Source organism: Actinophytocola sp., from assembly GCF_036378875.1.
Classification (GTDB): domain Bacteria; phylum Actinomycetota; class Actinomycetes; order Mycobacteriales; family Pseudonocardiaceae; genus Actinophytocola.
The window spans coordinates 215,373-233,124 of record NZ_DASUVO010000168.1 but is presented as its reverse complement, the minus strand read 5'-3'; the positions used below and the strand labels follow the sequence as shown (position 1 = coordinate 233,124).

Genomic DNA, 17,752 nt, shown 5'->3' with positions numbered 1-17,752 from the left:
GAGAAGGTCTTGGACCGCCGCCGTCCGACCGCGCAACGCTCACCCCATGGAACTGGGAGTGCAGGGGTTGAACGCCAAGGCCGTGATCGCGCCGGGTCACACCGCACGGCTCGCGCGGCTGGCCGAGGAGTTGGGTTACACGTCGTGGTGGGCGGGTGAGCACGTGGTGCTGCCGAGTCCCCGGGTGCCGGCGGCGCCGATGGAGGCGACGGACCCGATCCTGGACCCCTTGGTGCACCTGACTTTTGTCGCCGCGGTGACCACGAGGATGCGGCTCGGCACCGGGATCATCATCCTGCCGCAACGCAACCCGCTGGTGCTGGCGAAGCAGGCGGCGAGCCTGGACGTGCTCAGCGGCGGCCGGTTGCTGCTCGGCGTCGGCGCCGGTTACCTGGAACCGGAGCTGACCGCGGTGGGCGTCGACCTCGCGACGCGGGGCAGCCGTACCGACGAGTACCTGGACGCCATGGCGTCGCTGTGGCACGACCCGGCGCCGGCCTTCCACGGACGGCACGTGTCGTTCGACCACGTCGACGCGCATCCGCGGCCGGACAACGTGCGGATCGTGGTCGGCGGGCACAGTCCTGCCGCGTTCCGGCGCGCGGTGTCCCGTGGTCACGGCTGGTTCGGCACCGGCGGGCCCGACGATCTCCCCCGGCACCTCGACGGTCTGCGGCGGGCGGCGGCCGAGGTCGACCGGCCGGCGCACCTGGGACAGCTGGAGATCACGTACACGCAGCTGGACCCCGTACGGCTGGACCGCGCGGCCGTCGACCGTTACGCCGCGCTCGGCGTGGACCGGTTGGTCGTCTACCCGCTGCCGCTGACGGATCCGGACGACGTCGCGAGGTTCCTGGAGCACCACGCGGGGCTGGGCGCGTCGACGCCCAGCCCCTGACGCCTCACACGCCGGCGATCGAGCTGATCCAGCTCCGGTACTGCGTGATGTTGGTGTAGGCGGTGCGGGTGGCGCGGTCACTCGTCGACGCGACGCCCACCTGGCGGCCCGAGGCGAACATCGGGCCGCCCGAGTCGCCGCCGGCGGTGATGCCGTTGCCCCGCTGCGCGCAGACCGCGACGCCACCGCTGTAGTCGCGGCAGTTCACCGACGTGACCCGCACGTCCGCGACCTTCAGCAGCCGGGACTGACAGTTGATCTCCGGCTGGCCGGTGCACGTGGCGCCCCAGCCGTAGACCTGCACGGTCTGGTTGACCGACACGTTGCTCGTCGTGCCCAGCGGCGAGTACGTCGCGGAGACGCTGCTGCCCAGCCGCACGATCGCGATGTCCGCCGTGGTGTGGCGGGTGATCGCGACACCCGTGGCCATCGTGCCGCCGGAGGTCTGGTCCAGGCTGCCGATGCGGAAGGTGTAGGTGGCGGAGGTGTTGGACACGCAGTGCTTCGCCGTGAGGATGTAGGTCGGCGCGATGATCGTCGCCGTGCAGTTCTCCCGCCCGTTGGCGAACAGGCGCGCCGCCCACGGGGCGTTCGACGCGTTGCCGCCACCGATGATCATCGGGGTGGCGCCGCCACTGGGTTCCTCCGGCGCGGCGACCGCCTGCGGGGCGATCGTGGCCAGCGCGAGTGCCGCCCCCAGCGCGCTGAGGGCAAGCTTTGCGAACTTCATCTCGTGCTTCTCGATTCTGCGGCCGCGAGGCCGCGTGCAGGGGTGAATCGGGAACGAACAGTCACCGGACGGTCACCGTTCGAACCCAGCTCACCACCCGCTTCCCCGGCCGGCAAGAGAGCCGCCTTCCCACAATTCCCAGAGCGACCTGCGCAGACGGTACGATCTTGTCCGAGATCTCCTTTATCCTGCGAAGGGATCACTATGACGAGGCAGCACGACGAAGTGTCCTCCTCGGTGGCGTGGCGGTTCCCCGCCAAGCACCTGCCGCGGCCAGAAGTGCGGCCGCTACCCGAGGCGCCCACCTCCACCCGGCGCATCATCGGCCCCGGCATCATCGCCGCCGGCGTCGGGCTGGCGTCGGGCGAGTTCATCCTCTTCCCCTACATCGCCTCCCAGGTCGGGCTGGTGTTCGTCTGGGCGGCACTGGTCGGACTGGCCACCCAGTTCTTCCTGAACATGGAGATCGAGCGGTACACGCTCGCGACCGGGGAGACGGCGCTCACCGGCTTCAGCCGCTTCTGGCGGCACTGGGGCCTGGTGTTCGCCGTACTGACCATCTTCGCGAACCTGTGGCCCGGCTGGGCGACCAGCTCCGCGACGATGATCACCTACCTGGTCGGCGGTGACGTCCGCTGGATCACCATCGGGCTCCTGCTCGCGATCGGCCTCATCCTCTCGCTGGCGCCCGTGGTGTACGTGGCGCTGGAGAAGGCCGAGATGCTCAAGGTCGCGGCCGTGCTGGTGCTGCTGGCCGTCGGTGCGATCGTCGCGATCTCGGCCGAGGCGTGGGCGGACACGCCGAAGATCATCACGGACGCGAGTGTGCCGGTGGAACCGCTCGGGCTCGCGCTGCTGCTCGGCGCCCTCGCGTTCGCCGGTGCCGGCGGTGGCCAGAACCTGGTGCAGAGCAACTGGATCCGCGACAAGGGCTTCGGCATGGGCCGGTACGTGCCGCGGATCAAGAGCCCGGTCACCGGACAGCCGGAAGCCGCGCCGAGCACCGGCTTCATCTTCGAGCCGACCGACGAACACATGTCGCGCTGGCGTTCGTGGTGGCGGTTCGCCAACCGGGAGCAGCTGTACACGTTCGTGCTGATCACGTTCCTGACGATCGTGTTCACGTCGCTGCTCTCCTACGCCACCGTGTACGGGAAACCCGGTCTGGAGAACAACATCGGCTTCCTCCAGGTCGAGGGCGAGGTACTCAAGGACACCGTCGGCACGTGGTTCGGCACGCTGTTCTGGGTGATCGGCGCGTTCTCGCTGTTCGCGGCCGCGCTCGGCATCGTGGACTACACCAGCCGGCTCGTCGCCGACGTCATCAAGACCTCGTACGCCAGGGAGCGCAAGGAAAGCACGCTCTACTTCGGCGTCGTCTGGGTGCTCGTGGTCGTGGGGTGTGTCGTCGTGCTCGCCGGGTTCGCACAACCACTGGTCCTGCTGGTGATCTCCGCGTGCGTCGGCGGCGTGATGATGTTCATCTACTCCGGACTGTTGATCCTGCTCAACCGCAAGGTGTTGCCGCAGCAGATCCGCACGAGCGGGGCCCGTACCGCGGTGCTCGGCTGGTCGGTGGCGCTGTTCGGCGTCCTGAGTGTCCTGACACTCATCGACCAGGTCCGCAAGCTCTTGTCGTGATCGCGGTGGTGGCGGTGTTTCACTGGCACCGCCACCACCCACCCGACAGTCGAAGCGTTCACGAAAACGAAACTCGCAGGGGCCGAACGCGCGACTCGCGGGGGTTAGTGGAGTTGTTGGGTCAGCAGGGTTGCTTCTGTGGTCAGGATGGTGCGGGCTTCGGGGTTGCGGAGCAGGGAGGCCGAGTAGTGGAAGGCTTCCAGCCAGGCTGCGGCCTCGGCTCGGTCGCCGTTCTCGTAGGCCTCTTCCGCCGCTGTCAGTTGTAGGCGCATGATCAGTGACTTCACGAACGGGAGCGCGAACCGGTCCGTCAGTGGGCGTAGACCCGGGAGTGTCGCCGCGATCGTCAGTTCTGACGTGTGCGTGGTCGTGTTGCCGGCCACGTCCGTTGTCGTGACGGTCAGTTGGTGGGCGCCGGCCGGGTAGTGCCACAGCTCGATCGGTGACGTCACCGGAGCGTTGTCGAGCGTCGCCGTGACGGTGGCTACGCCTGAGCCCGCGTCCGTTACCGTGAAGTCGAGTGTGGTCGCGTGTTCGTGGGCGCCGGCTGGGACGGCGACCGTCGGGGCCGTCTTGTCGATCTTCACGGCTGCCGCGCCGATCTCGGATGTTCGGCCTGCCGCGTCCACCGCCCGGTACCGGATGTCGTAGGCACCGTCCGCCGACAGCACCGGGGGCGCCGTCCACGTCGCGCCGCCGTCCAGTGAGACCTGCGGGTCCCACAGCGGGGCCGCGGTGACCGTGGTCGGCAGATCCTTGGTGTGCCAACCGTTGGGGAACGTCGCCGTCACCGTTGGGACCGTTTGGAAACGGACGGTCCGCGCCGACAGGTCCGGCCGGTCCGCCACGAAGTACAGGTCGTGCACGCCGGTCGGGTCGGCCACGTCCGCCGCCAGCCACTGTGTGGACAGCACGTTCGCGAAGGTCGCGACCACCGGGCCGTCCGGCGAGTCCGCGTGCACCGTCAGCGTGCCACCCGGCTGCTGTGCCACGAGTTCCGCCGACAGGTGGTCGACGCCGGCCAGGTTGACCCGCGGCACCACGAACGGGGTCTGGTGCTCGCGCGGGTTGAGCACGACCTCCGCCGCACCGCTCAACGACGGCACGTCCGGTGCGCCGGCGTCGGTGTACCGGGCGCTCACGACACCCGCGCCGGCGGTCAGCACGCCCGTGCAGTCCGGCCCAGCGGGCACCTCCGTCGCCTCGTAGCTCACGACGACCTTCGTGCAGTCGACGACACCGTCGTCGGTCACCGCGACCCGGAACGGCACGGGCTCGCCCGGCGCGGCCACGGTGCCGTCGGCCGGCGCCTCGATCACGACGGCCGGCCGGGCGTTACCCGCGACGACGGGCAGTTCGCCGGACGAGACGAGGCCGTACTCGTCCTTCACCGTCACCCGCGCGACGTGCTCGCCGGGCGTGGTGAACGTCCAGGACGCGGTCCGGCCCTCGGCGTCCTGGACGCCGTCGCCGGTGAAGTCCCAGGCATAGCTGAGGAAATCCCGGTACAGGTCGGCGTCCGCGACGAAGTCGACCGTGAGCGGCACGGGCCCGGAGTCCACAGTGGACGAGACGGCCACCGCGGGCGACGGTTCGATCGGGAGCGGGTCGAACGGCTGCGCCGAGGCGCCGGCCGTGCCGACCAACCCGGATCCGACGAGTGCGAGCACGCCGAGCAGGACTCTTCCGGAGCGCGACATTGCGGCCTCCGCAGGGGTAGAGGCTTTTGTGCGACTCACCCGAAACTATGCACGCCGTCACCGAAAGTCAACGATACTTCGCACACCGTGGCACGGCCCGGCGTCCTGAAAGACGCGATCAGGACGCTCAACGACATGACCGCGTCTTTCAGGACATCCCCCCGGGGCACCCCCAGCCCTCGGGACACCGGCGCTCAGCCCTGTGTGCGCGCGGCCAGTTCCACCTCGTCCAGGTCTTCCGCTGTCACCAGGCGGTATTCGGCCACTCGCTTGCCCACCGCGAAGCGGGGGTTCTGTATGCGGCCGTTGCGGGCCTCGGAGTACGGGTCGGCCAGCTCGCCGAAGGCGATCTGCGACACCGTGCGGATCGCGTCGTCGACGCGTTGGGGGCGTTCCAGGTTCCACGCGTCGCCGCGGCGCCAGTGCAGGATCCGTTCGTAGATCCGGCGGTTCGTCGGTGGGAACGGGGAGTCGTCGTCGCCGGCCAGCCATGGTTCGGCCAGTGCCAGGGCCACGTACCACTCCTTGGAGTGGCGGGTCAGCTGTCCCTTGCGCACGTGGGGCTTCAGCTCGGTGTCGTGGTGCATGGGCGTCGCCGGGCGTTCGGCCGGGAGTTCCGCGTGCACGGAGAACGTCATCAGCAGGTCCGTGTACAGGTCAACGCCGACCCGTTTGCCGGCCAGCACGACCAGTTCGTTCTTGCCGGCGTCCAGCAACGCCGTCATGCCCTGGATCAACGTCACCCGGCGCGCGCCGCCCGGGGCGTCCAGCAGGCTCGACAGGCGGCCCTCTCCGGCGCCCATCCACCGCAGCCACGCCGCCTCCGCGCCGACGACCACCTCGGCGAGCGTGCCGGACACGTGTGGCGCGCACCCCGGCAGCCGCAGTTCGAGCCGGCCCGGCCGTGGGCCCTCCGGCGAATGCGGGTCGCGCCCGAACACCATCCGCTCGCCGGGACCGAGCATCACCGGGTGCAAGTCGTTGCCCCGCACCATGACCTGCGGCATCCCGCTCCCCACCGCCAACCGACCGCCGAGAGAGCAGGCTACCTTGCGGGCACTCCCCAGCGGCGTCCGCACGTTCGACACCGTCATACCGGCGATCCTCCCAAGGTGGCGGGGAAACCGGAGGAGGAACGTTCCGCCGGGGGTCAGCAGCCGATCGAGGCGAGGTCCTTGGCGCCGGCGTCGGCGAGGTTGGCGCAGATCTGCTTCGCGGACTCCTCCGGGTCGAGCCGCCAGATGCCGACGTCGGTGTCGGTGCCACCGGTCGCGAGCAGACGGCCGTCCCGGGAGAACACGACCTCGTTGAGCGACGAGAGATGCCCGGTGAGGATGGCGGACAACCGGCGGTCCGGCAGGTTCCACAGCCGCACGAACGGGTCGTCCGTGGTGATCGTCGCGAGCGTGCGGCCGTCCGGCGAGATGGCGATCTCCCGGATGGCCGAGGTGTGCTGGCCGAAAGCCCCCCGCAGCTTGCCGGTCACGGCGTCGCGAATCTGGATGACGCCACCGGTGCCGCCCGTGAGGATCGACCGGCCGTCGGGGGTGAACGCCGCTGTCGTGAGCGCGTCGGCGTCCAGCGGGGTCCGTTTCTCGTCGGTGAAGTCGGGCGCCCGCCACGACACCATGGTCGCCGTGTCCTGGCCCTCGGTCTCGGTGCCGGGGAGGTCCTCGAGGTTGCCCAGCGCGAGCAGACGGCGGCCGTCCGGGGAGAACGTCAGGTCGGTCGGCGTCAGCGTGCCGATGTCCAGGTCCGCGCGCTTCTCGAGCGTGTCGACGTCCCAGACCCCGACCCTGGAGCTGAGCTCGTCCCCGACCGTGTTCAGCGGGGACTGGTGCGCGGCGGCGAACATCGACCCGTCCGGCGACACCGCGATGGCGCCGCGGAACTCGCGGTCGTCGAGGCTGATGGTCCGCGAGCGCACGACCCCGCCCTGTGTCTTCGAGATCGTGAACGTGGCGTCCGCGGAGCCGGCGATCCGTACCCCGTCCTTCGTGTACCGAAGGGCGAACGCGGCGGTGGGCAAGGTCATGTCGTCCCCGGACTTCTCCCCGTCGCCGACCGTCCAGGTCTCGAGCGCGCCGTCGGCGTCGGCGGCCGAGGCGGACCTGCCGTCAGGGGCGAAGTCGAGGCCGGTCACGGACGCCTTCGGGCTGGAGTTCCAGTACGGGCTGGAATGCCAGAGCAGTACCCGCCCGTCGTTGGTGCCGCCGACCCTGGTGCTCCCGTCGCGGGACACGGCGATCGCCTGCACCGTCTTACCGGCAGTCGTGCCACGCTGCGGCCCCTGCGTCAGGGCGCCGTCGAGGCTGCCGGTCTGCGGGTCCCACACGGTGAGCGCGGTGGTGTCGCTGTTGGTGTACAGCACGTTGCCGTCCGAACTGAACGCGAGCGCCGACGGCCCCTGACCAGGGTCGGTCACGTGCCGGGTGATGTCGGCGAACTCGCGCACCAACTCGCCGGTCGTCGCGTCCCAGAGCCGGATCGTGTTGTCGGAGATGCTGGCGCTCGCGAGCAGGTCGGCCGAGAAGTTGACGTTGACCGACACCAGCCGGTCCGGGTCGACCACGGCGGTCTCGGCGTGCTTCGTGTTGGTGGAGACGAGCGTCGCCGTCTCCGGGTCCCACAGGCTGAGGCGGCCGTCGCCGTTGCCGAGCGCGAGCCGGTGCCCGGTCCGGCTGTAGGCGAGGCTGAACGTGTTGGTCTGCCCGTCCGCCACCCAGCGGTTCAGGTTGCCGGTCTTCGGGTTCCACTCGCCTATCCCGACGGTCGCGTCCTCGCGCAGTGCCGGCGACGCGACCGCCGTGCCGTCCGGCTTCCACGCGACGGGCCCGATCGCGATCTGAGCGCCGTACACGAGGCGCCCGACCATCTTGCCGTCCGGGATCGACCAGATCGTCACGCCGCTGTCGTCGCTCTTCGAGTCAACGGCCGACACCGCGAGCATGCTGGCGTCGGGGGAGAACCGCACCGCGATCACGGTGTTGGCCACGGTGATGTCGATGTCCAGCCGCTTGCGGGCGTCCAGGTCCCAGACCACGACCTTGCCATCGCCCGAGCCGAGAGCCACCAACTTGCCGTCCGAGCTGACGTCGATCGTGTACACCTGCCCGAGACCCGATGGGAAGGTCGACGGGTAGGTGAGCGTGGGCGCGGACAGCAACGCGCCACGAGCCTCCACGGTCTGACTGGTGTGCCAGCCCTGGACGGCCTTGCGCATGGCACCGACCGGGTCGGTGTCGGCTTCCGCGAGCGACTCCGCCGCGAGTGCCTGGGACTCGGCGTCCTTGCGTGCCTGGTCGGCCTCGCCGCGGGCGATGAACGCGATGCCGCCTGCGACCAACGCGAGGACGAGCAGGGTCGCGAGGCCGACGACGACCCCGCGCAGCCTGCGGGTGTTGCGTCGCCGTTCCTTCTCACTGGCCAGCAGGAACGCGCGTTCGTCCTGCGTGAGGTCGACCCGTCCGTTCGCCCAGTCCAGCGCCGCGGCCAACCGTGCGCCCCGGTACACGTCGCCGCGGTCCTGCCCGCCGGCCCGCCAGCCGGCCGCCGCCTCGCCGAGCTGCTGGCGCACGAGAAGGCCGTGACGGTCCTCCTCCACCCACTGCCGCAGGCGCGGCCACGCGGTCAGCAGCGAGTCGTGCGACAGGGACACCGACTCGCTGTCGACGGTGACGAGCCGCGCGGCCACCAGGCTTTCCAGGATGCGGGGCGGCACCTCGGCACGGCTGGCGCGGCGTTTCGCGATGCCGCCGCCGTCGAGCAGGGTCACCATGCGTAGCAACGCGGCACGCAGCGCCCACCGGTCCGGTTCTGCGAGCCGGTTGAACACGCCGTCCGCGGTGAGCGCGACGGCCCGGTCGACCCCGCCCGTGCGCTGATATCCGTTGAGCGTCAACCGGTTCCCGCTGCGGTTGTGCCACGTCTCGCGCAGCGCGTGGGCGAGGCGGGGCAGCGCGCCGAGGTCACGTCCCGCACCGACGTCGGTGATGAGGCGGTCGACGAGGCCGGGCTCGAGTTCCAGCCCCGCCGCCTCGGCCGGCTTGGTGACCACCCGAGCCAGCTCCGCGGCGGTCAACGGGCCGAGCACGTACGGCGCGTCCAGCGACGGTTTCAGTGGCGGCAGCGTGATGCAGTGCTCGACGAAGTCCGCCCGCACCGCCACCACGACCCGTGCTGGCCACGCGCTCGCGAGCGCGATGGCGAACGCCTCCCGCTCACGGGTGTTGCGGCACAGGGTGAACAGTTCCTCGGCCTGGTCGATGGTCACCACCAGCGGCGCGTCACCGACCGCGGCACGGCACAGCTCGCCGAAGTCACCCGGCCGGCGCCACAGCCGCTGCGCGATCTGGTTGGCGTCCGTGCGGGTGAGGGCGGCGAGCCGCGCGGCCAGCGTGCCGAGCGGCCGGTCCCCCGGCGTCATGGCGAGCGACCGTTCCCCCGCTTTCGCCTGTGCGGCAAGCAGTCCGGCGTTCAGCAGCGACGACTTGCCGGCACCGGACGCACCGACGATGATCAGCGGTCCGTCGTTCGCGCGCTGGCGGGAGAGCCGGGCCAGCAGGTCGCGCACGGACTGCTCGCGGCCGAAGAACCAGTCGCTGTCCCGGATACCGAAGCTCTGCAGTCCCGGGTACGGGCAGCTGTCGGTGAACTGGCTGGTGTGCGGGCTCGCCTGTTCCCGCAGGAAGTTCATGAGCAGGCCGACGAAGTGGTCGCCGGAGGACGGCGCGTCCATCCGCACGGCCGTCGGCGCCTCCGCCGTGACCGCGGCGGCCGCAGCCATCAGCTCACCGGCCGACGGGTAGCGCCGCTTGGGGTCCTTGTCCATGCCGGTCCGCACGACGAGGTCCATGGCAGGCGGGATGCGCCGGTCGAACAGCGACGGCGCGGGCGGCGGGTCGTTGAGCTGGGCGGCGAGCTTGCCGACGGTGTCCGGCGCGGGGAACGGCACCCGTCCGGTGAGGCACTGGAACAGCACGCACGCCAGGGAGTACACGTCCGAGGTCGCGTCGATGGTGCCTTCGGAGCCGCGCATGAGGCGTTCCGGCGCCATGTAGTCGAGCGTGCCGACGTAGTCGCCCGTGTTGGTCAGCTGCGTGACGTCCTCGGCGAGCGGGCGGGCGATGCCGAAGTCGGCGAGGTAGGCGTTGCCGGCCTCGTCGAGCAGGATGTTGGCCGGTTTGACGTCCCGGTGCAGCACACCGGCCGCGTGTGCGGCGTCGAGCGCGCTGGCCACCTGGGTGAGTACCTGGATCGTGCGCTCTGGCGAGAGCGGGCCGTCGGCGAGCACCCGCTTGAGGTCCGGTCCCTCGATCAGGGCCATGTCGAGGTACAGCCGGCCATCGATCTCGCCGTGGTCGTGGATGGGCACGACGTGCGGCTGGTCGAGCGCGGCGACGAGCTTGGCCTCACGGCGGAACCGCGCCCGGAACTCGAGGTCGGCGAAGGTGGGCAGCCGTTTCAGTGCGACGTGTCGGTCGTGGCTGGTGTCGTAGGCGCGGTGCACCTCCCCCATGCCACCGCGCCCAAGCAGCTCTTCTATCCGATACGGACCGAAAATCTCCGGAACCGTATCCGTCATCTAGCGCCTCACCTTCGCGATTCTTTTGGGAGTGCGAGCCTACTAGCTACAGGCATCGATCATGGCGCTGATGGCGGCTGTGCGTGCTTCGCCCTCCAGGCCGTCCCACAGGTAGCGCTGCGTGGCCTCGACGCAGGGCTGGAGCGCGCCGTTCTTCGTCTCCAGGTCGCTGTTGTTCTGCTCGGCGGTCGACTTCTCCTCCTTCGCGGCGGAGACCTGGCCGCGGACGTCGGTCAGCTCGGACTTCTTGTCCTGCAACGTCGACGTCGCCTTCTCGTGCGCGCTGCCGGCGGCGATGTACAGGCCGCCGAGCACCCCGGCGGCCACGAACATGACCACCGCGACCACGGTCAGGACCAGTCGCGACCGGGACTTCCCGGTCGGCTGCGGCGTGGGTTCCTGGGGCGAGTAGTAGGAGGAGAACGTGGAGGCGTCGGGGAAGTTCGCGGTGCGCGGCTGTGAGGGGAACGGGAAGGACGGATGCGGCTGCCCTTGCGGCGGGGTGCCGGGCTGGGCGGGGAACGGGTAGGACGGGTGCCCCGACGAGTACGGCGGCGGCTGCGAGCCCGGCGGGTAGGACGAGGGCGGGTAGTTGGTCATCAGCCTTCTCCTCTCACCGCGCGCAGACGATCTGCATCTCGCTGTAGGCAGCCTCGAATTCCACGTCGGTGCCGTCCGCCGCGTCGATGGTCTTCCTCGACGCGTCCGCGCAGGCCTGGAGCTGTTCGTTCGTGGTCTGGAGGTCCTTCCCCTGCTGCTCCAGTTCGTCCACAGTGGACTGCGTGTCGGCCAGCGCGTCCTGTTCGGCGTCGATCTGCCGTTCGGTGACGCCGACCTGGGTCTCCACGTCGCCCACCTCGCCCCGCTCCATGATCCACAAGGTGAGGAACACCCCGGCCGCGACCACGAGCACCGCGACGAGAACACTGAGCACGATCGTGGTCCGGCGCTGCGTTCCGTTCGGCATCCCTGGTGGTGGCCCGGTCGGGTTGACTGGCTGAATCACGGCGACTCCCACGTTTCGGCGTGCACTCGCTGTCAGTCTCGTCGGATCCGACCATTGGGGTAAGCGGAAAGTTCCACGTCCGACTGAAATTGCGCCGACCGGACGAACGCGGGGCCCGCTCGGGGCAGTTACTTTCAGTCAGCTTCGTTCACCCAGAGGCAGAACGGGTGTCCCGCCGGGTCGAGGCACACGCGGACCAGCTCCTGCGGCTGGAAGTCCGCCACCTCGGCGCCCTCGGCGACCGCGCGCGCCAGCTCCGCGGGCAGGTCGTCCACCTCGATGTCCAGGTGCGCCATCATCAGCGGCGCACCCGACTCCGCCGGCCACGCCGGCCGCCGGTAGAGCTTCTCGGTCTGGAACGACAGGCGGGCCGTGCCGCCCGGTTCCCGCAGCGACACCCAGTCCCCGCCGTCCTCGATCACCTCCCAGCCGAGCAACCGCCGGTAGAAGTCCGCGAGCGCGCGGGCGTCCGGCGCGTCCAACACCGCGCCCGTGTAGGTCATCGTCATGCCGGATACGTTGACCTCGGCGCCATGGACTAAACGGCTGGCCCGAGTTCGAACGGCGCCAGGATGTCCGCGACCGTGCGGTTCCGCGGTGTCGGCACCCCGAGCCGCTCGCCGAGTGTGGCGACCGCGCCGGACAGCCACGGCAGCTCGAGCCGGCTCCCACGCATGAGGTCGTGGTGCATGGACGCGGCCATGTCGGCCGGCAGCGTGTCGACGAAGGCCATGCGTTCGTCGACGAAGTCGTCCGCAAACTCGATGCCGGACGCGCGGCCGACCGCCACGACCTCCGCCATCACGTCACGCAGGAGCGTGCGGGTCCTGGCGTTCGAACGCACGACGCCGATGGTTTGGCGGGTCGCGGTCGTCGTTGCGGACATGCCGACGAGGAACACGAACTTCTCCCAGGTCACGCGGGCGATGTCGGCGCTGACCGACGCGTCGACGCCGGCTTTCACGCACGCGGCGAGCAACTGGTCGGTCGTCGCCGACGGCTTCCCGTCGAACTCACCGAACACCAGCTTCTGCAGCGTGCCGTTGTGCGTGACCACGCCGGGCTCGGCGATGGCAGCCGAGATGTAGCTGACCCCGCCGAGCACCGCGCCCGCCGGCACGTGTGCGCGCAGGACGTCGTCCTTGTCCACCCCGTTCTGCAACGACATCACCCGCGCGCCGGCGTTCGGATCGAGCTGGGCCACGACATCCTCGGTGTCCCACAGTTTGACGGCCACGATCACGAGGTCGGCCGGCCCCGCGTCGGCGAGCTTCGCCACCGCGTTCGCGGTAGAGCGGAACTCGCCGAGCGGACTGCGCACGAGCAGCCCCCGTTCCTGGATGGCCGTGAGGTGCCGCCCTCTCGCCACGAACGTCACGTCGTACCCGGCCGCCGCCAGCCGCGTGCCGAAGTACCCGCCGACGCCACCCGCGCCCACCACCACGATCCGCATGTCCCCCACCTTCCCCGCACCCGCTCGCCCAGTGTCCACTCCAGACCGTCGCGAACGACCGCTCGCGGTCCGCCCCCCCCCCCCCCGCAGGTTACCTACTGCCCTTTCGGCCTTGCCCCTGACACCGGTGTGAACGCGCGCCGCGGGCGACGAAACATGGTGCGTCCTATACAGACGGTGGACTCATGTGCCCGGTGTCCTGAAAGACGCGATGGGGAGGTGCGCACTGCTGCGAACGGTGTGCCACCGGCGCTGTCCCGAAAGACGCTTTCAAGTCGTTGAACGTCATCAGCGCGTCTTTCGAGACATCGGCGATGCCCCGAACGCGTCTTTCGCCCTTGTCGTCAGGCGGTGATCGGCGGGCCGCTCGGGTGGTGGTGCAGGCGGACTTCCGTGATGGCGTGGTGCGCGACCGCGGTGACCTCGATCGTCCACTCGGTCAGTACCACGCGGTCACCCGGTTGGGTGGGGATGCGGCCCAGCGCGGTGAGCACGAGGCCGGCGACCGTGGCGTAGTCGCCGTCCGGGCGGTCGGTGAGTTCCACCCCGACGTCCACCAGGTCGTGGACCGGGAACGTGCCGGGCAGTTGGAGCGCGCCGTCCGGGCGGGTCTGGACGGCCATCACGTCGCGGTCGGTCTCGTCGTAGATCTCGCCCACGATCTCCTCGAGGAGGTCCTCCAGGGTGACGATGCCGTCGATGGCCCCGTGTTCGTTCGCGACCAGCGCGAACTGCTCCCGTTCGTCCTTGAACCGGCGCAGGGCGTCGGACACGCGCACGGAGTCCGGGAACACGACCGGCGGGCGGGCCACGTCCACGAGTGCCCGCCTGTCGTCCAGTAGATCGCGGAGGGTCACCACGCCGATGACATCGTCCAGGTGACCGTCCTGCACGATCGGGGCGCGGCTGTGACCGGACGAGGCGAGCGCGGCGCGGGCCTCCGCGATGGGCACGTCGGCGCGCATGGTGAACACGTTGCGGCGCGGCACGAGGACCTCCCGCAGGATGCGCTCGTGGATCTCCAGCGCACCGGTGATGATCGTGCGTTGCTCGGCGTTGAGTCCCCGGTGGCCGATGACCAGGTCACGCAGCTCCTCCGGGCTGAGCTGCTCGGACGCGGCTCTCGGGTCGCCGCCGAACAGCCGCACGACCAGGTCGGTGGTCCGGCCCAGCATCCACACGGCGGGCCGCGACACGCGGGACAGGAGGTCGAGCGGCCGGGCCACGCCGAGCGCCCAGCTTTCCGCGTACTGCATGGCCAGTCGTTTCGGGGCCAGCTCGCCCAGTACGAGGGTGACGAACGTCAGAATCAGCGTGATCACCCCGATGGCCACGACCTCCCGTGCGCTGCCGAGGAACGCGAACAGCGGCGCGACGCGCTCGGCGAGCGACACGGCCGCGGCCGCCGACGCGAGGAACCCGGCGAGGTTGATGCCGATCTGGATGGTCGCGAGGAACCGGTTCGGGTCACGCGCGAGCCGTACGAGTGTCCTGGTCGCGGCCGTCCCGCGTCGTTCCAGCCGCTTGAGCTGTCCTTCCCGCAGCGAGATCAGCGCGATCTCGCTGCCGGCGAACACGCCGTTGAGGACTATCAGGACGACGACCAGAAGGATGTTCCACCAATAGCCATTCACGTGGTCCCGCTCCCTGCACCCGACAGGGCGACAACGCTACCGAGTGGAAACAGTTCCATCCCCCGGCACACATTGTTCGTATCCGTAATTCCATCTGTTGTACTGGCTGGGCCAATCCGCAAGGGGCTGTCCGAAAGGGAAGGCGGCCGGTGATGACGCAGGAGACAACCCAGGTGTCGCACGACGGTCCGGCTGAGGTCCGGGCGCGGGCGACGGGTCCGACGGCCGGCCTCGCGCCGGGGTACACGCAGGCCAACCTCATCGCGGTGCCGCGTGACTTGGCGTACGACATGCTGCTGTTCGCCCAGCGCAACCCGAAGCCGTGCCCGGTGCTGGACGTGAGCGACCCCGGCAGCCCGCGCACGGTCCTCGCACCGGACGCCGACCTGCGCACCGACGTGCCCCGCTACCGGGTCTGGCGGGACGGCACGCTGGTCGACGAGCCAACCGACGCGACACCCCACTGGCGGGACGACCTGGTGGCGTTCCTGATCGGCTGCAGCTTCACGTTCGAGGCGGCGCTGGTGGCGGCCGGTGTGCCACTGCGACACGGCCGCAACGTGCCGATGTACGTGACGAACCGGGAGTGCCGCCCGGCCGGCCGCCTGCACGGCCCGATGGTCGTGTCGCTGCGGATGATCCCGGAGTCGCTGGTCGACACGGCCATCCGGGTTACCGCGCTGATGCCGGCCGTGCACGGCTCCCCGGTGCACGTCGGCGACCCCGGCGCACTGGGCATCGCCGACCTGGCGACGCCGGACTTCGGCGACGCACCCGTCGCCGAACCGGGTGACGTGCCCGTGTTCTGGGCGTGCGGGGTGACCCCGCAAGCGGTGCTGATGGCGTCCCGGCCACCGTTCGCGATCACCCACGCCCCCGGCCACATGTTCGTGACCGACGTCGAGGACTCCGAGTACCAGCTGCTCAGCCAGCGGTAGCCGGCGTTCACGCCGCCGGGCCGAAGCGGCGGCGATAGGCCGACGGGGACAGGCCGGTGTGGCGGCGCAGCTGCGCACGCAGGTTCGCGGCCGTGCCCAACCCGCTCGCCTCGGCGACGCGGTCCAGCCGCAGCTCACCCCGTTCGATCAGGCGGCACGCCAGCGTGACGCGTTCGTTCGTCAGCCAGGCCAGCGGGGTGGTGCCCAGCTCGGCGCGGAACCGTCGGTGCAGGGTGGCCGGGCTGGCGGCGGCGCGGGCCGCGAGGTCGGGCACGGACAGCGGCTGGTCCAGCCGAGCGCGTGCCCATGCGAGCACCGGCGCGAGCGAGCTGTCCGCGACCGTCGGCACGGGACGCTCGACGAACTGGCGCTGACCGCCGTCGCGGTGGCCGGTGAACACCAGTCGTCGGCTCACGGCGTTCGCGATCTCGGCGCCGTGGTCCCGTTGGATGAGGTGCAGCCCGAGGTCGAGCGCCGCGGCACTGCCGGCGGCGGCCGTGAGCACGTCGCCGTCGTCGACGAACAGCACGTCCGGTGTCAGGTGGACGGACGGGAAGCGGCGCGTGAACTCGTCCGCCCACTTCCAGTGCGTCGTCGCGCGGCGGCCGTCGAGCACGCCGGCCTCGGCGAGCGTGAACGCACCCGTACAGAAGCTCACCAGCCGTGCACCCCGTTCGGCGGCACGCAGCACCACCGCACGGATCGCCTGGCTCGACGGGTGCTCCGGGTCGGGACGGTTCGGCACGATCAGCGTGTCGGCCACCTCCGCGGCGGCCAGGCCGGCGATGCCGGTCATCGTGAACATGCCCAGGTGCATCCGGACCCTCGGCCTGGCCGCGCACAGCGTGAAGTCGTACCAGGGCCGGCCCAGCTCCGGGCGGCGCAGACCGAACAGCTCGGTCGCGACCCCCATCTCGAAGGGGTTCGAGCCCTCGTCCACGAGCAGCGCCACCCGGTGCGAGAATTCTTGCGGCATGTGCGATTCCTAGCACTCGCGTGGCGGACGCGCCACCGCGACGATGATCGGCATGAGCCAACCCCTGGACCTGCGGGCCGTCCTGGCCGGCTTCACGGAGGCGTGGAGCCCGCGGATCGTCGCGAACGTCAACGACTACGACGTCCGGCTCGCCCGGTTCGCCGGTGAGCACATCTGGCACGTGCACGAGAACACCGACGAGTTCTTCCTCGTGCTCGACGGGACGATCCACATCGGACTCCGTGAGCCGGGTGGCGAACGTGGTGTGACGCTTGGCAAGGGCGAGCTGTTCGTGGTGCCACGCGGCGTTTTCCACCGACCGTCCTCATCGGACGGCGCGGTGGTGCTCCTCGTGGAGCCGACGGGCACCCTCTCGGTGGGTGACGACCACGACGAGGTGCCCGACCACGTCACCGTGACCACCGGGCAGCCGGTGACTCACAGCTCCGGCTACCGGTAGAGCGCGAGGGCCGGGTCGATCACCAACTTGCGTGTGTCGGGGTCCCATCCCTGGATCCGGCCGAGACAGCGGGCCGAGAACGGTCCCGACGGGACGTCCGCGAGGAGTTGGCTGTTCAGACAGGTCACGCTGAGCAGCGGTTCGTCCCCGGGCGTGACGGGGTCGCCGTACGGCGCCGACAGCACGATCGTCTCATCCGTCTTGTCGGTCACCCGGAACCGGCCCGTCACCGAGACGAACACGAAGGAGCTGAGGTCGGAGAGGCGTGCTTCGCGGGCGGCGTTGCGGTGACGTGCCGACCGCAACGCGCGGTCGAGGCCCTTGCCCGGTTCGAGCAGCCGCTCGAAGAGGTTGACGTAGACGATGTTGTCCGTCCGTTCCAGTTCCTCGACGATGCGGCCGATGACCGTGATGGGGCCGACGTCCCGGATGTACCGGCTGATCTTCTCGCTCTCGGCGTCGCGGCTCGCGCGGCCCTGGATCCCCGCGACCTTGGCACCCAGGCTGGTTCCCGTCTCGGTCCGGGTCGTCTCCTCGACCTCCTGTTTGAGCGCCTCGTAGTTGCCCTGCAGGTAGAGGTTCATGACGTGCTTCTCGTGGAGGTAGAAGCAGATCCCCACATGCCCGGGATCCGGGGTGCGCTGGTGCCGGCGCACGGCGAGCAGGTACGCGCCGACGGTCAGCACGGCGGCGAGCAGAGCGGCGCCCGTCAGCAGCCACGGGATCATTCCT

15 protein-coding genes are annotated in these 17,752 nt (G+C 70.3%); 4 read left to right on the top strand and 11 right to left on the bottom strand.

What is annotated here, in order from left to right; all coding sequences use genetic code 11:
• Positions 1–46 precede the first annotated feature (46 nt).
• A complete protein-coding gene (locus VF106_RS47195) occupies positions 47–898 on the top strand; it encodes an LLM class F420-dependent oxidoreductase (protein ID WP_330846646.1) in 852 nt (283 codons plus the stop codon).
• A gap of 4 nt (positions 899–902) precedes the next feature.
• Here the strand turns inward: VF106_RS47195 and VF106_RS47190 are convergent, their stop codons facing one another.
• On the bottom strand, positions 903–1,628 hold the full coding sequence (locus VF106_RS47190; protein ID WP_330846645.1) for a S1 family peptidase: 726 nt from the start codon (positions 1,626–1,628) through the stop codon (positions 903–905).
• A gap of 204 nt (positions 1,629–1,832) precedes the next feature.
• On the opposite strand from VF106_RS47190, the gene VF106_RS47185 reads away from it, so the two are divergent.
• Positions 1,833–3,269, top strand: coding sequence for an Nramp family divalent metal transporter (locus VF106_RS47185; protein WP_330846644.1), 1,437 nt, complete (start codon positions 1,833–1,835; stop codon positions 3,267–3,269).
• A 104-nt stretch (positions 3,270–3,373) separates the two neighbouring features.
• Here VF106_RS47185 and VF106_RS47180 read toward each other — a convergent pair whose 3' ends face one another.
• The 8 genes from VF106_RS47180 to VF106_RS47145 all read right to left on the bottom strand — a co-directional run bounded on the left by VF106_RS47180 (position 3,374) and on the right by VF106_RS47145 (position 14,646).
• Positions 3,374–4,969, bottom strand: coding sequence for a PKD domain-containing protein (locus VF106_RS47180; protein ID WP_330846643.1), 1,596 nt, complete (start codon positions 4,967–4,969; stop codon positions 3,374–3,376).
• 194 nt (positions 4,970–5,163) lie between these two features.
• A complete protein-coding gene (locus VF106_RS47175) occupies positions 5,164–6,063 on the bottom strand; it encodes a hypothetical protein (RefSeq protein ID WP_330846642.1) in 900 nt (299 codons plus the stop codon).
• Positions 6,064–6,119: 56 nt separating this feature from the next.
• Positions 6,120–10,553, bottom strand: a complete 4,434-nt coding sequence (locus tag VF106_RS47170) for an nSTAND1 domain-containing NTPase (RefSeq protein WP_330846641.1) — start codon at positions 10,551–10,553, stop codon at positions 6,120–6,122.
• Between the two features lie 42 nt (positions 10,554–10,595).
• On the bottom strand, positions 10,596–11,153 hold the full coding sequence (locus VF106_RS47165) for a hypothetical protein (protein ID WP_330846640.1): 558 nt from the start codon (positions 11,151–11,153) through the stop codon (positions 10,596–10,598).
• Positions 11,154–11,166: 13 nt separating this feature from the next.
• Positions 11,167–11,559 carry a hypothetical protein gene (locus VF106_RS47160; RefSeq protein ID WP_330846639.1) on the bottom strand — a complete coding sequence of 131 codons (393 nt, stop codon included), beginning with the start codon at positions 11,557–11,559 and terminating at the stop codon, positions 11,167–11,169.
• Between the two features lie 134 nt (positions 11,560–11,693).
• Entirely contained in the window at positions 11,694–12,062 is a 369-nt protein-coding gene (locus VF106_RS47155) for a VOC family protein (protein WP_330846674.1), read from the bottom strand.
• Positions 12,063–12,097: 35 nt separating this feature from the next.
• Positions 12,098–13,012 (bottom strand): ketopantoate reductase family protein, encoded by a 915-nt coding sequence (locus VF106_RS47150; RefSeq protein ID WP_330846638.1) that lies wholly within the window; start codon positions 13,010–13,012, stop codon positions 12,098–12,100.
• 344 nt (positions 13,013–13,356) lie between these two features.
• On the bottom strand, positions 13,357–14,646 hold the full coding sequence (locus tag VF106_RS47145) for a hemolysin family protein (protein WP_330846637.1): 1,290 nt from the start codon (positions 14,644–14,646) through the stop codon (positions 13,357–13,359).
• A 152-nt stretch (positions 14,647–14,798) separates the two neighbouring features.
• On the opposite strand from VF106_RS47145, the gene VF106_RS47140 reads away from it, so the two are divergent.
• Positions 14,799–15,584, top strand: a complete 786-nt coding sequence (locus VF106_RS47140; RefSeq protein ID WP_330846636.1) for a putative hydro-lyase — start codon at positions 14,799–14,801, stop codon at positions 15,582–15,584.
• Between the two features lie 7 nt (positions 15,585–15,591).
• Here the strand turns inward: VF106_RS47140 and VF106_RS47135 are convergent, their stop codons facing one another.
• Positions 15,592–16,560, bottom strand: a complete 969-nt coding sequence (locus tag VF106_RS47135; protein ID WP_330846635.1) for a GlxA family transcriptional regulator — start codon at positions 16,558–16,560, stop codon at positions 15,592–15,594.
• A gap of 43 nt (positions 16,561–16,603) precedes the next feature.
• Here VF106_RS47135 and VF106_RS47130 point away from each other — a divergent pair, with 43 nt between their 5' ends.
• Positions 16,604–17,020 (top strand): cupin domain-containing protein, encoded by a 417-nt coding sequence (locus tag VF106_RS47130; protein ID WP_414639232.1) that lies wholly within the window; start codon positions 16,604–16,606, stop codon positions 17,018–17,020.
• On the opposite strand, the gene VF106_RS47125 is transcribed toward VF106_RS47130, so the two are convergent.
• Positions 17,011–17,748, bottom strand: a complete 738-nt coding sequence (locus tag VF106_RS47125) for a hypothetical protein (RefSeq protein ID WP_330846633.1) — start codon at positions 17,746–17,748, stop codon at positions 17,011–17,013. The genes VF106_RS47130 and VF106_RS47125 overlap by 10 nt on opposite strands.
• Positions 17,749–17,752 lie beyond the last annotated feature (4 nt).

Coding starts and splice junctions, on each gene's coding strand:
- VF106_RS47195 (WP_330846646.1), top strand. CDS start 47: ATGGAACTGGGAGTGCAGGGGTTGAACGCCAAGGCCGTGATCGCGCCG.
- VF106_RS47190 (WP_330846645.1), bottom strand. CDS start 1,628: ATGAAGTTCGCAAAGCTTGCCCTCAGCGCGCTGGGGGCGGCACTCGCG.
- VF106_RS47185 (WP_330846644.1), top strand. CDS start 1,833: ATGACGAGGCAGCACGACGAAGTGTCCTCCTCGGTGGCGTGGCGGTTC.
- VF106_RS47180 (WP_330846643.1), bottom strand. CDS start 4,969: ATGTCGCGCTCCGGAAGAGTCCTGCTCGGCGTGCTCGCACTCGTCGGA.
- VF106_RS47175 (WP_330846642.1), bottom strand. CDS start 6,063: ATGACGGTGTCGAACGTGCGGACGCCGCTGGGGAGTGCCCGCAAGGTA.
- VF106_RS47170 (WP_330846641.1), bottom strand. CDS start 10,553: ATGACGGATACGGTTCCGGAGATTTTCGGTCCGTATCGGATAGAAGAG.
- VF106_RS47165 (WP_330846640.1), bottom strand. CDS start 11,153: ATGACCAACTACCCGCCCTCGTCCTACCCGCCGGGCTCGCAGCCGCCG.
- VF106_RS47155 (WP_330846674.1), bottom strand. CDS start 12,062: ATGACCTACACGGGCGCGGTGTTGGACGCGCCGGACGCCCGCGCGCTC.
- VF106_RS47150 (WP_330846638.1), bottom strand. CDS start 13,012: ATGCGGATCGTGGTGGTGGGCGCGGGTGGCGTCGGCGGGTACTTCGGC.
- VF106_RS47140 (WP_330846636.1), top strand. CDS start 14,799: ATGACGCAGGAGACAACCCAGGTGTCGCACGACGGTCCGGCTGAGGTC.
- VF106_RS47135 (WP_330846635.1), bottom strand. CDS start 16,560: ATGCCGCAAGAATTCTCGCACCGGGTGGCGCTGCTCGTGGACGAGGGC.
- VF106_RS47130 (WP_414639232.1), top strand. CDS start 16,604: ATGATCGGCATGAGCCAACCCCTGGACCTGCGGGCCGTCCTGGCCGGC.
- VF106_RS47125 (WP_330846633.1), bottom strand. CDS start 17,748: ATGATCCCGTGGCTGCTGACGGGCGCCGCTCTGCTCGCCGCCGTGCTG.